The sequence below is a fragment of the Intrasporangium sp. genome (assembly GCF_036566125.1).
Taxonomy (GTDB): domain Bacteria; phylum Actinomycetota; class Actinomycetes; order Actinomycetales; family Dermatophilaceae; genus Intrasporangium.
On the sequence record NZ_DATCWX010000130.1, the window covers coordinates 1 to 14,595 of the forward strand.

Sequence of the window (14,595 nt, forward strand, 5' to 3'; positions counted from 1 at the left end):
GAGGCGGGGTTTGCGGACGGGAGGATCCCTATGTGCGTGTTTGTGTGCGTGAGGGCCCGGGTACGTGCACCGTACTCGGGGCAATACTCAAAGGAGCGAAGTACCACATGATCATCCTCGGACTCATCCTGCTGCTCATCGGATGGCTGGCCAGCATCAGCATTCTCACGACGATCGGCATCATTCTGATCGTCATCGGTGTGGTGCTGTGGATCCTGGGAGCCACGGGTCGCGCGGTCGGCGGACGCAAGTACTGGTACTAATGCATCGAGCCTCACCGTGGAAAAAACGCCCCCGCTCTGCGGGGGCGTTTTCGCGTCCGGGGAGGCGTGCGGTGCCTTTTGCGACGGACCTTCATAGACTCAGGAGGAACCCAACGACGGGAGCACGATGACACGCGCGACGAGCCCCGAGAGCGGGCTGGATCTGCAACGGACCGAGACGGTGCGGCGGCTCGCGGAACAGCATGCCGACGAACGCGGGGCCCTGATGGTCGTGCTGCACGCCGTCCAGTCCGAGCTCGGCCACATCGACCGGGGTGACGTCGAGGCGATCGCCGACGTGCTCAACCTGTCTCTCGCCGACGTCCACGGCGTCGTGTCGTTCTACAAGGATTTCCGCACCGAGCCGTCGCCTGAGCACACCGTCCACCTGTGCCGGGCCGAGGCGTGCCAATCCGTGGGCGCCGAGGCTCTGTACGCCGACGCGCGGCGTCAGTTCGCCGGCCGGGAGGACGTCGAGGTCGACGAGGTCTTCTGCCTCGGCAACTGCGCCCTCGGTCCCTCCGGGATGGTCGACGGCCGCCTCCACGGGCGGCTCTCGTCCGAGCGCCTTCTCGGTCTCACCGAGGCGTGGGTGAGATGAGCACGCAGCGTCCAATCACCGTGTACGTGCCCGGCGACTCGAGCGCGGTCGCCGTGGGAGCCGACGAGGTCGCCGCAGCCCTGGCGGACCACGTCGGCGTGAAGGTCGTGCGCACTGGCTCTCGGGGGATGCTCTGGCTGGAGCCGCTCGTGGAGGTCGAGACGCCCGACGGTCGGGTCGGGTACCCGAACGTCACTCCCGGCGTGGTGGTCGGACTGGTGGACGAGGGGTTGCTCTCCGGCGCGGCGGTCGGCGGGTCGATCGGCGTCGTGGACGAGTACCCGTGGCTCTCCCGCCAGCGACGCGTCTCCTTCGCCCGAGTCGGGGTCACTGAGCCGACGAGCATCGCCGACTACGAGGCGCACGGAGGGTGGCGCGGCGTGCGCAGGGCGCTCGAGCTCGATCCGGCGGCCGTCGTGGAGGAGGTGACCGCGTCAGGCTTGCGCGGCCGAGGTGGCGCCGGGTTCCCCACGGGGGTGAAGTGGCGCACCGTTCTCGAGGCATCGGCCGATGTGAAGTTCGTGTGCTGCAACCTCGACGAGGGTGACAGTGGAACCTTCGCCGATCGGATGCTGGCCGAGGGGGACCCCTTCACCCTCATCGAGGGCATGCTCATCGCTGCGCATGCGGTGGGGGCGCGGGAGGGCTACATCTACTGCCGGTCCGAGTACCCGGCCGCGGCTGCGACGCTCCGCCGGGCCATCGACGTCGCCTACGCCCACGGCTGGCTCGGCGAGCGCATCCAGGGCAGCGACCTCTCGTTCGACCTCTTCGTCCGCCTCGGCGCCGGAGCCTACATCTGCGGCGAGGAGACCTCGATGCTCGAGTCGCTCGAGGGGCGGCGTGGCGAGGTCCGGGCCAAGCCGCCGATCCCGGCCATCGAGGGGCTGTTCGGCCGGCCGACGGTCGTCAACAACGTGCTCACGTTCGCGGCGGCGCCGATGATCCTCGCCGATGGCGGCGCGGCCTATGCGGCGCTCGGCTCCGGGCGGTCGCGGGGCACGCAGGTCTTCCAGCTCGCCGGCAACATTCGCCAGGGCGGCATCGTCGAGACCGACTTCGGGGTGTCGCTGCGAGAGCTCGTCGAGGACTTCGGGGGCGGCACGTTGTCCGGCCGGCCGGTGCGGGCAGTGCAGGTCGGTGGGCCGCTGGGGGCGTACCTCCCTGCGGACGGACTCGACGTGTCGATGGACTACGAGGCGCTCCTCGAGGTGGGGGGCATGCTCGGGCACGGAGGGATCGTCGTCTTCGATGACACGTTCGACGCGGCACGGATGGCCCGGTTCGCCATGGAGTTCTGCGCCAAGGAGTCCTGCGGCAAGTGCACGCCGTGTCGGGTCGGCTCGGTCCGCGGTGTCGAGACCATCGACCGAATCATCGCCGGGAGCGACCTGGAGCGGAACCTGCTCCTTCTCGACGACCTGTGCACCACGATGACGAAAGGGTCGCTCTGCGCCATGGGCGGCCTCACCCCAATGCCGGTGCAGAGCGCGATCCGGCACTTTGCGGAGGACTTCGACAGGAGGACCCCATGACCACGTCCCATGCGTCCCGTGCGTCCTACGGGACGGACCCGTACTCCCCCGAGCCGGACTACGGCACTCCGGCGGTCGACGGCGCTTCCACGGCGCACGTCACCATCGACGGAATCGGCGTCGACGTGGCCGCGGGAACGTCCGTCCTTCGCGCAGCCAAGGAGGCGGGCGTCGAGATCCCGAAGCTGTGTGCCACCGATTCCCTCAAGGCCTTCGGGTCGTGTCGGCTGTGCCTCGTCGAGGTCGAGGGTGGCAAGGGGACGCCGGCCTCGTGCACGACGCCCTGCGTCGACGGCATGGTCGTGTCGACGCAGACAGAGCAGGTCCGCGACCTCCGTCGCGGAGTCATGGAGCTCTACCTGTCCGACCACCCGACCGACTGCCCGGGCTGTGCCCGCGGGAACTGCGAGATGCAGGGATTGGCGCGGCAGGTCGGCGTCGCTGAGGTCCGCTACGGGCTCGGCGGAGCCAACCACCTGTCCGATGCCGTCGACGTCTCGAACCCCTACTTCGCCTATGACCCGAAGGCGTGCATCGTGTGCTCGCGCTGCGTCCGGGCCTGCTCGGAGGTCCAGGGGACGTTTGCCCTCACCGTCGAGGGACGCGGCTTCGACTCTCGCATATCTGCAAGTGGAGCGCCGAGCTTCCTTGAGTCCGAGTGCGTCTCGTGCGGCGCCTGCGTGCAGGCGTGTCCCACCGACGCTTTGACCGAGAAGTCCGTCATCGAGCTGGGCATGCCGACACGGTCCGTCGACACGACCTGCGCCTACTGCGGTGTCGGCTGCTCCTTCCGGGCGGAGGTGCAGGGCACCGGCGACGACACCCGAGTGGTCCGGATGATGCCGAGCAAGGCGGGCGGCGCGAACGAGGGCCACTCGTGCGTCAAGGGTCGCTTCGCCTACGGGTACGCCTCGCACCGCGACCGGCAGCTCTCGCCCTTGGTCCGCGACTCGATCCACGACGACTGGCGCGTCGCGTCCTGGGACGAGGCGATCGAGCGGATCGCTTCCGGTTTCAGGGACATCCAGACCCGGCACGGGGTCGGCGCGATCGGCGGCATCTCGTCCTCACGCTGCACCAACGAGGAGGTCTACGTCGTCCAGAAGATGGTGCGAGCGGCTTTCCGCAACAACAACATCGACACCTGCGCCCGCGTGTGCCACTCCCCCACCGGCTATGGCCTGAACCAGACGTTCGGCACGTCCGCTGGCACCCAGGACTTCGCCTCCGTCGAGCACTGCGACGTCATGCTGCTCATCGGGGCCAACCCGACGGACGCACACCCCGTCTTCGCGTCGCGGATGAAGCGACGCCTTCGGGAAGGCGCGCAGATCATCGTCGCCGATCCCCGCCGCATCGATCTCGTCCGGTCACCGCACGTTCAGGCGTCCCACCACCTGCCGCTCCTCCCGGGGAGCAACGTCGCATTCATCAACGCGATGGCGCACGCCATCGTCACGGAGGGACTGCACGACGAGGAATACCTGCGCTCGCGGTGCGAGAACGTGGACGACTACCTCGCCTTCATCGTCGGTGAGGAGAACTCGCCCGAAGCCACCGCCGCTGCGACCGGGATCGACCCGGATGAGCTGCGTGCCGCCGCCCGGCTGTACGCCGCGGGACCGAACTCCGCAATCTACTACGGGCTCGGCGTCACCGAGCACAGTCAGGGCTCGACGATGGTCATGGGCCTGGCCAACCTGGCCATGATCACCGGAAACGTCGGCCGGGAAGGCGTCGGCGTCAACCCGCTCCGCGGGCAGAACAACGTGCAGGGCTCCTGCGACATGGGGTCCTTCCCGCACGAGCTGCCGGGCTACCGCCACATCGGCCTCGACGACGTCCGCAACATCTACGAGTCGATGTGGGGGTTGACGCTGGACTCCGAGCCAGGCCTGCGGATCCCCAACATGTTCGACGCCGCGATCGGCGGGTCGTTCAAGGGCCTCTATGTCCAGGGCGAGGACATCGCCCAGTCCGATCCCAACCTCAACCACGTGCGTGAGGCACTGACGTCGATGGAGCTCGTCGTCGTGCAGGACCTCTTCCTCAACGAGACGGCGAAGTACGCGCACGTCTTCCTGCCCGGCACCTCCTTCCTCGAGAAGGACGGCACGTTCACCAATGCCGAGCGGCGCCTCAACCGGGTCCGCCCGGTGCTGCCGACCCGCACCGGCAAGGACGAGTGGGAGATCGTCTGCGACATCGCCACCGCGATGGGATTCCCCATGTCGTATCCCGATGCGGCGGCCATCATGGACGAGATTGCGGCCACTACGCCAACCTTCGCAGGCGTCTCGTTCGCGCGCCTCGACGCCGTCGGAAGCATGCAATGGCCGTGCAATGACAGGGCACCGCTCGGCACGCCGACGATGCACGTCGGCGAATTCGTCCGTGGCAAGGGCAGACTCATCCCGACGGTCTACGTCCCGACGACCGAGACCACCAGCCGCCGCTACCCGCTCATCCTCACGACCGGTCGCATCCTGACCCAGTACAACGTCGGCGCGCAGACCCGGCGAACGGCGAACGAGACCTGGCACCCCGAGGACATCCTCGAGATCCACCCGGCCGACGCCGAGGTGAGGGGCATCCGGAGCGGCGACCGGGTCGAGCTGACGAGCCGGGTCGGGACGACGACCCTGCACGCGGTCGTCTCCGAGCGGATGCAGCCCGGCGTCGTGTACACGACCTTCCACCACCCGGTCACGGGGGCGAACGTCGTCACCACGGAGAACTCGGACTGGGCGACGAACTGCCCGGAGTACAAGGTCACCGCGGTCCAGGTCGGCGTCGCCAATGCTGGCGACGAGGCGCTCGCCCATGCTGCCGAGGCGGTGGCGTCACGGTGAGCGCAAGCCTCCCACCCGAGATTCGCCTGGGGAACGACATCTGCCGCGCCTTCCGCCATCTGCCGGACGACGCGGCGACGGCAGCGGTCGCAGGACACCTCACCCGCTTCTGGGACCCCCGGATGCGCCGCGCGATCACCGAGCGGGTCCGGGAAGGACACCCCGACCTGGACCCACTACTCGCGCAAGCCGTCATCGCTCACCTCGAGGACGACCGCACCCCTGCCTGAACGGCACGAACTGCACACTCGAAGGGGACTGAGCGGGAAGGCGACTCGGCCCCGCTCCGACGTGATGTCGAAGCGGAGCCGAGCCCAGCGGCATACGGCTGGAGGCTTGTCCTGTGCCTCAGAGGTTGATCATGTGGCCGGCGATGCCCTCGACGGCCTCCTTCATCGCCTCGCTGAGGGTCGGGTGCGAGAACACGTTGCGGGCGACCTCATCGGCGGTGAGGTCCCACATCTGGGCGAGGGTGAGCGCGGGCAGGAGCTCGGTGACCTCGGGGCCGATCATGTGGGCGCCGAGGATCTCGTTGTACTCGGCGTCCGCGACGATCTTCACGAAGCCCACGCCCTCGGCCATGCCGCGGGCCTTGCCGTTGGCGGAGAACGGGAAGGCGGCGGTCTTGACGTCGTAGCCCTTCTCCTTGGCCTGGGCCTCGGAGTACCCGAACGAGGCAATCTGCGGCTGGCAGAACGTCGCTCGCGGGATCATGTCGTAGTTCAGCTCCATGGTCTCGGCGTCGCCGATGGTCTCCGCCGCCACGACGCCCATCGCCTCGGCCGTGTGGGCCAGCATGAGCTTGCCGGTGACGTCGCCGATGGCGTAGACGTTCGGCACACTCGTGCGGCACCGACCGTCGACCTGGATGGCACCGCGCTCGGTCATCGTGAGTCCAAGGCTCTCAAGGCCATAGCCCTCGATACGAGGAGCAAAGCCGAACGCGGCAAGGAACTTGTCCGCCTCGATGACCTGCTCGTCACCGCCACCTGCAGGCGTCACGGTGACGCGCACACCGGAGCCGGTGTCCTCGACGTTCTGGACAGCCGTCGAGAGCATGACCTTGACTCCGAGCTTCTTGTACTGCTTGAACAGCTCCTTGGAGACGTCCGCATCCTCGGTCGGCACCATCCGGTCGAGGAACTCGACGATCGTCACGTCCACACCGAAGTTGGTCAGTACATAGGCGAACTCGACGCCGATCGCGCCGGAGCCACCGATGATGATCGAGCTCGGGAGGTTCGCGTCGAGGATCTGCTCCTCGTAGGTGACGACGTTCGGGCTCACCTGCATGCCGGGGAGCATTCGGACCGTCGCACCGGTGCCGATGATGAGGTTGTCGAAGCTGATGGTGCGTGAGGAGCCGTCGTTGAGAGCGACGTCCATGGAGGTCGCGCTGGTGATCGTGCCCCAGCCGTCAACCTCCTCGATCTTGTTCTTCTTCATCAGGTAGTGCACGCCCTTGGCGCTGGCGTCTGCGACGCCACGGCTCCGTGAATGGGTCGTGGCGTAGGACATCGTCGCGTCGCCCTCGATGCCGAAGGTCTTCTTCTCGTGCGTGATGATGTGGGCGATCTCCGCGTTGCGCAGGAGTGCCTTGCTGGGGATGCAGCCGACGTTGAGGCAGACGCCGCCCCAGTACTGCTTCTCCACGACCGCAACCTTCTTGCCGAGCTGGGCCGCGCGGATCGCAGCCACGTAGCCTCCGGGTCCGGCACCGAGCACAACGACATCGAAATCAGCCATGGGCGACAGCCTATCGGGGCGGGCCTGCTGGCCAGGGCGCCGGCCGGTTCGCTCACAGGGCGGCGCGGGTCAGGCATTCGCTCACTCGCGGGGACGCTCGCGCGGCAGCGCGGCGATCGCCTCATCGACCTCGAGGCCGGTCACCTGGAGCAGGTCGACGACGACCGAACGAAGCTGTGCCAGGACGGTCTCGATGACGAGGTTGTCGGTGCGCGGCAGGTGCGACGTCGCGAGGGCCACCTCGAGGACCGCCTTCTGGGCGATGTCGGGACTCGCGTTCTCCGCGAGCGCGCGGGCGATGACGTCCGTTGCCTCGGCCAGCTGGTCGATCACCTCGCGATATCCGGGCGGCAGCTTCTCGCCGCGCCCGACGACGGCCGCGACCTTGCGAACGAGCACCCGGGTGCTGCGCATGGCGCGGTCCAGCGGGTCGATGAGGTCGGCCATCTTGCGAACGCCGGGCGCCTGTCTTCGAGTGAACGGCGAGCTGTGCAGGACGGAGAGGCCTTCGTCGGCGGCCGTCGTGAGCTCGCGGAGGAGCGAATCGGTCTGCCGGGCCGACGCCAGGACCTCCGCTGCGGCCTCCACGTCCCCGTCCTCGGCACTCGCCGCCGCGCGTCGCAGCAGCTCACTGATCTTGCGGGCGACCTCTGACGCCGCCACCCGCGGACGGCGCAATGGCGCCTGCGGGACGATGCTCGCAGCGACGAGGGCCACCGCACCGCCGATGAGGGCGTCGGTCCACCGCGTGAACGCCTGCCCGGGTGACGGCGCAAGGGCGGCCACGACGATGCCCTGCACACCCGCCTGCATCACGAACACCGGGCCGCCCCCGACGAGCATGGCCAGGCTCATCGCGACGATGACGACGACGGTGATCTGCCATCCCCCGGTCCCCGCAACGCTGACGAAGAGGTCAGCAGTGAAGACACCGACGGCCACGCCGACGGCGACCTCGATGACGCGACGGAGGCGCTGGCCGTAGGAGATCCCGAGGCAGACGACGGCGACGATGGGCGCGAAGAACGGTGTGGGATGCGCAAAGACGTCGCTTGCAACCCACCAGGCGACACCTGCGGCCAGGGCGCTCTGGACGAGCAGGAAGGCCCGCGAGCGCAGCCGCCGGATGCGGCTGGAGATCCCCATGCGGCTGCGGCCCCAGGCCCGGTCGAGCGCGTCGATGACCCAAGCATCTGACCTCAGGTAGTCGTCCACGAGAAACATCCTCGGGCATCGACGCGTTCAGCGCTTCGGCCCGGTCGCGTCAAAGAGCGGGGAACCAGATGCCGATCTCTCGCGCGGCCGACTCGAGCGAGTCGGAGCCGTGGACGATGTTCTGCTGGACCTTGAGCCCCCAGTCACGGCCGAAGTCGCCGCGGATGGTCCCTGGTGCGGCGTCGGTCGGGTTGGTGGCCCCCGCGAGGGACCGGAAGCCCTTGACGCAGTCCTGCCCCTCGATGACCGCAGCGGCGACCGGCCCGGAGCTCATGAACTCGACGAGCGGCTCGTAGAACGGTTTGCCCTCGTGCTCCGCATAGTGCACGGCGAGCTGCTCGCGGGTGGGGGTCAGGATCGAGAGGGCCACGAGCGAGTAGCCCTTGGACTCGATGCGCCGCAGCACCTCTCCGGTGAGCCGGCGCTGGAAACCGTCGGGTTTGACGAGGACGAGGGAGCGTTCGATGGTCACTCGTCCACCCTATCGACGGGTCCGTCGGCGCCTTCACGCCTGTCGGCCTGCGCCTCGTCGATGCGTGAGCCCATGATGAGGAAGGCGATCCACATGGCGAGGAAGATCAGTCCGACGACGAGCATCGCCGACACGACGAGGGCGCTCGCGAGGGTCAGCACCTGGACGATCCACCCCAGGGTGACGCCGAAGGGCCGGCGCATCAGTGCCGCGGCGACGATGCTGAGGACGGCGAGGCCGGTGCCGACGAGCAGGTAGGTCGTGGACAGGCCCCAGTCCGAACCCGTCGCCGCGACGGCACGAGCGACGAGGGCGCCGAAGAAGACGCAGATGGACTGGCCGAAGAGCACGGCGGCGAGCATGCGCCTCGTGAACGTGCCGGTTGTGCCGTAGAAGGACAGTCGGTGCATTGCGCGAGTCTCAGGCTCTCAGTAGTTCTGCGTCGTGTCCCACGACCGGATGATGGCCTGGGCCTCCGAGTCGCTCGCGCCGGTCGCCTCGGCATAGAGGGCCATGGCGTCCTCACGTCGTCCGGCCGCGACCAGGTCGCTGATGCGGGCACGGGCCTCAGCGGTGAGCCGACCCTCGGACCACGAGGCGGCAGCGTCCCGCACGCCGGGACCCTGGCCCGGCACGAACCAGGAGTCGACCGCCCGCTTGGCATCGGCCAGGGGCGCGCCCGTGGCCTCACGGTAGATCTTGATCGCGTTGATCTTGTGCCCGGCGCTGATCTCCCGGCTGACCTTGGCGCGCACGGCGTCGGTCAGGCCGACGTAGCGCTCCTCCCGGTCCCGCCGGCCGAAGATCCGCCCGTAGAGGACGGCGACGACCACGACGATGGCCAGGATGAGGACGAGCTTCACCGCGGGGTGCATGGCGGACAGATTACGTGAGCGCGAGCCGTCGCCCGACATGCGTCCGTATGCCGCTGAGCTCGCTCCCCGCCGCACGTGACCCCCCAGCCCTCCCGCCGACTCCCCCGCCCCCCGTGATCGAGTGAACAACTTTCGGGGTTGCCTCACCGCAAATCTTGTTCACTCGATTGGGGTGGGGAGGAGCGGCTGTCAGGTGTCGGTGACGCCGAGCAGGAGTCGGACCTCGCCCGCGGTGATGACCGAGCCGGTGACGATGACGCCGCCGCCGAGACCCTCCTCCTCGGCCAGGGCGATGGCGCGGTCCAGGGCGTCTGGAAGATTGCCCTCCACGGTCACCCTCGACTCGCCGAAGATGTCCGTGGCGAGGGCACCGAGCTGCCCGGGCGGCATGGCCCGCGGGGAGGAGCTGCGGGAGATGACGACGTGGTCCAGCTTGGGCTCGAGGGCCTCGAGGATCGACGCAGCGTCCTTGTCTGCGACGATCCCGACCAGGCCGACGAGCCGCGTGAAGGTGAAGGCCTCGTCGAGGGCGGCCACGAGCGCCCGGGCCCCGTGCGGGTTGTGGGCCGCGTCGACGAGCACCGTCGGCGAGCGCCGGACGATCTCGAGGCGGCCCGGCGACGTCATCCGGGACACGGCAGCCGACAGCACGGCGCGGTCGAGCGCCTGGGTGCCGCCACCGACGAGGCTCTCGACAGCCGCGATCGCGGTCGCGAGGTTGCTGGCCTGATGGGCGCCGTAGAGCGGCAGGAACAGGTCCGGGTAGTCGCCGGCGAGGCCCCGGATGTTCACCTGCTGCCCACCGACCGCAACGTCGCGGGCGAGCACCCCGAAGCTGTCACCCTCGAGGCGCAGCTCCGACCCGACCTCCTCGGCGCGCTCGGCGAGCACGGCGGCGACGTCCGGGTGCTGGACACTCGAGATGGTCACGGAACCGGCCTTGATGATGCCGCTCTTCTCGTGCGCGATGTCGACGGGGTCGTCGCCGAGCAAGTGTGTGTGGTCGCGGTCGATCGGCGTGACCACGGCGACCGTGCCGTCCGCGACGTTCGTGGCGTCCCAGGAGCCGCCCAGGCCGACCTCGACGATGGCGACGTCGACCGGTGCGTCGGCGAAGGCGGCAAAGGCGATCGCGACGAGTACCTCGAAGAAGTTCATCCGACGCCCCCCGGACGAGAGCGACCTCTCGTCGACGATCTCGATCAGGGGCGCCACGTCGTCGTGGGCGGCGATGAACTTGTCGCGGGGAATCGGCTTGCCGGAGAGGGTGATCCGCTCACGGATGTCGTGCAGGTGAGGCGAGGTGAACCGGCCCGTCGAGAGTCCGGTCTCCTGCAGGATCGAGTCGATCATCCGACTCGTCGAGGTCTTGCCGTTGGTGCCCGTGAGGTGGATGACCGGATAGGTGCGCTGTGGGTCGCCGGCCAGCTCCATGACTGCCGCGATCCGCTCGAGCGACGGCCCGACGTCGTTCTCGGGAGCCCGACCGAGGATGGCCTCCTCGATCTCGCGCAGGCGCCTGATCTCCTCGAGGTTCCGGGCGGCCTCCTGTGCGGCGGCGTCGGGCCGACCGCTCATGTGACCTCCCCAGCCGCGCCCGCGGACACCTCGTCGGCCGGGCCGAGCTCGCGCACCATCCAGATCGTGTCCGGCAGCCCGGAGCCGGAGGGCTCGCGGTGCGACTCGACGAAGCCATGGGCGCGGTGGAACCGCTCGGCGTAGCTGTTGCCGTCCGGGTAGGCCACCGTGATCCGCGCGTGGCCGTAGTCGCGAGCGCGTTCGACGACCGCCTCCATCAGCTGCGATCCGATGCCCTTGCCGTGGTGTTCGGGCAGGACGTAGAGCTTCCACACGACGAAGTGGTCTCCCTGCGTCCCGAAGGCGACCATCCCGATGACGTCACCGGCGACCTCTGCCACGAGCGTCTGCCCGCGCCGGATCGAGGCGGCGACGACATCCGAGGTCCACCACTTGGCCAGACCCATCGCCACGTAGTCGATGCCTGCGATGGGTTCGTAGATGACCGGCCACGTGCGGTGCCCGATCTCGATGACGTCGTTGAGGTCGTTGCCCTCGGCCTGACGGATCGTGAGGTCGCCCTCCGGCGACTCCTCCGTGTCGCCGGTGCGTCCCGAGCGTGCGTCCATCGTCGTCATGCCTTGGCCACCACGATGGTCGCGCCGTACCCGTCGCCCACTGACACCGGGCTGCCCTGGCCGTTGGTGAGCGGATGGTCCGGTCCCGCTGACGAGAACTGGGTGGCCAGCGTCTCCGCGACGAGCAGGTCCCGATGGGTGACCGTGGCCTCGAAGACCTCGGGTGTGCCCTGGATCGTCAGGCTGATGCGGTCGCTCACGTGCAGGCCGGCATCGCGCCGCGCCTGCTGGACGGCGCGCACGAGGTCCCGTGCCACCCCCTCGGTCGCGAGCTGCGGCGTCACGTCGGTGTCGAGCACGATGAAACCACCCCCTGGAAGCATGGCCGTGGCCGTCGTCGCGTCGCCCTCGCCAGCCCCGGCCACGACCGTCTCGAGCGTGTACTCCCCCTCGACGAGCTCGAGCCCGCCGGAGGTCACGACGCCCTCCGGCGAGACGGACCAGTCGCCGGACTTGCTGCCGCGGATCGCCGCCTGCACGTCCCTGCCCAGCCGTGGGCCCGCCGCCCGGGCGTTCACCGTCAACCGCTGGCCCACGCCGAAGTCGGCCTCGCTCGCGGTCTCGACGTCGACCAGGGTCAGCTCCTTGACGTTGAGCTCGTCCTGGATGACCGAGCGGAACGGCTCGAGCTGGCCCGGCTCGGGCACGACCACCGTGAGCCCCCCGAGCGGCAGCCGTGCCCGCAGGCCACCGGCCTTGCGCAGGCTGGAGCCGACCGAGCAGACGTCACGGGCCCGGTCCATCGCGAGCACGAGCTCGTGGTCGGCCGGGAGCTCCTCGGCGGTCGGATAGTCGGTCAGGTGCACCGACCGCTCCCCGGTGAGGCCGCGCCAGATCTCCTCCGTCACGAGCGGCAGCAGCGGGGCGGTCGCCCGGGTCACCGTCTCGAGCACGGTCCACAGCGTGTCGAAGGCGGCAAGGGACTGCTCCGACTCCCCACCCCAGAAGCGGTCCCGCGAGCGACGGATGTACCAGTTGGTGAGGACGTCGAGGAAGGCCCGCATGGTGTCGCAGGCGTCGGCGATCGCATACGCGTCGAGCTGCTCGGTCATGTCCGCGACGAACTCGCGGAGCTTGGCGAGGATGTAGCGGTCGAGGACGTCGGTCGACTCGGTCGACCGCTTCGCGTCGTAGCCGGCTCCGCCACGGGCCGTGTTCGCGTAGAGCGAGAAGAACGACCAGGCGTTCCAGAGCGGGATCATGACCTGGCGGACGCCGTCGCGGATGCCCTGCTCGGTCACGACGAGGTTGCCCCCGCGCACGATCGGGCTGCTCATGAGGAACCAGCGCATTGCATCGGCGCCGTCGCGGTCGAAGACCTCGGTCACGTCGGGGTAGTTGCGCAGCGACTTGCTCATCTTCTGCCCGTCGGACCCGAGCACGATCCCGTGGCTGATGCAGGACTGGAACGCCGGGCGGTCGAAGAGGGCCGTCGCGAGGATGTGCAGGGTGTAGAACCAGCCGCGTGTCTGCCCGATGTACTCCACGATGAAGTCACCCGGGAAGTGGTGCTCGAACCAGTCGGCATTCTCGAACGGGTAGTGCACCTGGGCGAAGCTCATCGACCCCGAGTCGAACCACACATCGAGGACGTCCTCGACGCGCCGCATCGTCGACCGCCCCGTCGGGTCATCCGGGTTCGGGCGGGTCAGCTCGTCGATGAACGGTCGGTGCAGGTCCGTCACCTCGACGCCGAAGTCGCGCTCGAGCTCCTCGAACGAGCCGTAGACATCGATGCGTGGATACTCGGGGTTGTCCGACTTCCATACCGGGATCGGGCTGCCCCAGAAGCGGTTTCGTGAGATCGACCAGTCGCGGGCATTGGACAGCCACTTGCCGAACTGGCCGTCCTTGACGTGCTCGGGCGTCCAGGAGATCTGCTGGTTGAGCTCGACCATCCGCTGCTTGAACTTGGTCACCTCGACGAACCACGAGGAGACGGCCATGTAGATGAGCGGCTCGCGGCAGCGCCAGCAGTGCGGGTACGTGTGGTCGTAGGTCTCCCGACGGAGCAGGACGGTCCCCTCGGTCGTGCTGCCCATCTCGCCGTCACCGCGGGTGCGTGCCTTGAGGTGGTCGATGATGTGGGCGTTCGCGTCGAAGACGTGCATCCCCTCGTAGTCCGTGACCGGGTAGGTGAACCGGCCGTCCGCGCTGACCGGCACGACGACGTCGATGCCGAAGGCGTCGGTGAGCACCTTGTCCTCCTCACCGAACGCCGAGGCGATGTGGACGAGGCCGGTGCCGTCCTCGGTCGTCACGTAGTCGGCCGGCAGGACGACATGGCCCTTCGGGTGCCCGAGGAAGTAGCTGAACGGCGGCGTGTAGTGCCGGCCCACGAGCTCGGACCCCTTGAGCCGCTCGACGATGCGGTCCTCGAGTGACTCAGGGTCCGAACCTCCGAGTTCTTTGCGGTAGGCCGCGAGCCTCGCTTCCGCGATGACGTATCGCTCGGTGGTGCCCGAGAACTCGGACTCGACGACGACGTAGTCGATGTCGGGGTGGACCGCCATGGCGATGTTGGAGGGGACGGTCCACGGCGTCGTCGTCCAGATGAGCGCCAGCTCGCCGGTCTCGAGGCGGTAGCCGATCGTCACCGCAGGGTCCTGGCGCATCTGGTAGACGTCGTCGTCCATCCGCAGCTCGTGGTTGGACAGCGGCGTCTGGTCGTTCCAGCAGTACGGCAGGACCCGGAAGCCCTCGTACACCAGCCCCTTGTCGTAGAGCGTCTTGAACGCCCAGATGACCGACTCCATGAAGGTCACGTCGAGCGTCTTGTAGTCGTGTTCGAAGTCGACCCAGCGCGCCTGCCGGGTGACGTACTCCTCCCACTCCCTGGTGTACCGGAGCACGGCGTCGCGCGCGGCCTGGTTGAACGCC

Annotated in this window: 13 protein-coding genes; 5 read left to right on the forward strand and 8 right to left on the reverse strand. The window is 68.7% G+C overall.

What is annotated here, in order from left to right; genetic code table 11:
* The first annotated feature begins 107 nt into the window (after positions 1 to 107).
* The 5 genes from VIR15_RS07550 (at position 108) to VIR15_RS07570 (ending at position 5,481) form a co-directional block, all read left to right on the forward strand.
* Positions 108 to 263, forward strand: coding sequence for a DUF6131 family protein (locus VIR15_RS07550; protein WP_331926859.1), 156 nt, complete (start codon positions 108 to 110; stop codon positions 261 to 263).
* 127 nt (positions 264 to 390) lie between these two features.
* Complete coding sequence (locus VIR15_RS07555) at positions 391 to 864, forward strand: NADH-quinone oxidoreductase subunit NuoE family protein (RefSeq protein ID WP_331926860.1); 474 nt, start codon at positions 391 to 393, stop codon at positions 862 to 864.
* Positions 861 to 2,399 carry an NADH-ubiquinone oxidoreductase-F iron-sulfur binding region domain-containing protein gene (locus VIR15_RS07560; protein ID WP_331926861.1) on the forward strand — a complete coding sequence of 513 codons (1,539 nt, stop codon included), beginning with the start codon at positions 861 to 863 and terminating at the stop codon, positions 2,397 to 2,399. Before VIR15_RS07555 ends, VIR15_RS07560 begins: the two co-directional genes overlap by 4 nt.
* Complete coding sequence (gene fdhF, locus VIR15_RS07565) at positions 2,396 to 5,251, forward strand: formate dehydrogenase subunit alpha (RefSeq protein ID WP_331926862.1); 2,856 nt, start codon at positions 2,396 to 2,398, stop codon at positions 5,249 to 5,251. The genes VIR15_RS07560 and fdhF overlap by 4 nt, the downstream gene beginning before the upstream one ends.
* Positions 5,248 to 5,481, forward strand: coding sequence for a formate dehydrogenase subunit delta (locus tag VIR15_RS07570; protein WP_331926863.1), 234 nt, complete (start codon positions 5,248 to 5,250; stop codon positions 5,479 to 5,481). Before fdhF ends, VIR15_RS07570 begins: the two co-directional genes overlap by 4 nt.
* A gap of 118 nt (positions 5,482 to 5,599) precedes the next feature.
* Here VIR15_RS07570 and lpdA read toward each other — a convergent pair whose 3' ends face one another.
* From lpdA to ileS, 8 genes are all read right to left on the reverse strand, one after another.
* Positions 5,600 to 6,997, reverse strand: a complete 1,398-nt coding sequence (lpdA, locus tag VIR15_RS07575; protein WP_331926864.1) for a dihydrolipoyl dehydrogenase — start codon at positions 6,995 to 6,997, stop codon at positions 5,600 to 5,602.
* An 81-nt stretch (positions 6,998 to 7,078) separates the two neighbouring features.
* A complete protein-coding gene (locus VIR15_RS07580) occupies positions 7,079 to 8,221 on the reverse strand; it encodes an FUSC family protein (RefSeq protein ID WP_331926865.1) in 1,143 nt (380 codons plus the stop codon).
* A 40-nt stretch (positions 8,222 to 8,261) separates the two neighbouring features.
* Positions 8,262 to 8,684 (reverse strand): nucleoside-diphosphate kinase, encoded by a 423-nt coding sequence (ndk, locus tag VIR15_RS07585; protein WP_331926866.1) that lies wholly within the window; start codon positions 8,682 to 8,684, stop codon positions 8,262 to 8,264.
* Positions 8,681 to 9,094 (reverse strand): DUF4233 domain-containing protein, encoded by a 414-nt coding sequence (locus VIR15_RS07590; RefSeq protein WP_331926867.1) that lies wholly within the window; start codon positions 9,092 to 9,094, stop codon positions 8,681 to 8,683. The genes ndk and VIR15_RS07590 overlap by 4 nt, the downstream gene beginning before the upstream one ends.
* An 18-nt stretch (positions 9,095 to 9,112) precedes the next feature.
* Entirely contained in the window at positions 9,113 to 9,559 is a 447-nt protein-coding gene (locus tag VIR15_RS07595; protein WP_331926868.1) for a hypothetical protein, read from the reverse strand.
* Positions 9,560 to 9,748: 189 nt separating this feature from the next.
* Positions 9,749 to 11,137, reverse strand: a complete 1,389-nt coding sequence (locus VIR15_RS07600; RefSeq protein WP_331926869.1) for a bifunctional folylpolyglutamate synthase/dihydrofolate synthase — start codon at positions 11,135 to 11,137, stop codon at positions 9,749 to 9,751.
* On the reverse strand, positions 11,134 to 11,715 hold the full coding sequence (locus VIR15_RS07605; protein ID WP_331926870.1) for a GNAT family N-acetyltransferase: 582 nt from the start codon (positions 11,713 to 11,715) through the stop codon (positions 11,134 to 11,136). The genes VIR15_RS07600 and VIR15_RS07605 overlap by 4 nt, the downstream gene beginning before the upstream one ends.
* Positions 11,712 to 14,595 (reverse strand): isoleucine--tRNA ligase (gene ileS, locus VIR15_RS07610; protein WP_331926871.1); only part of this gene is annotated, 2,884 nt, incomplete at its 5' end. The genes ileS and VIR15_RS07605, both read right to left, overlap by 4 nt.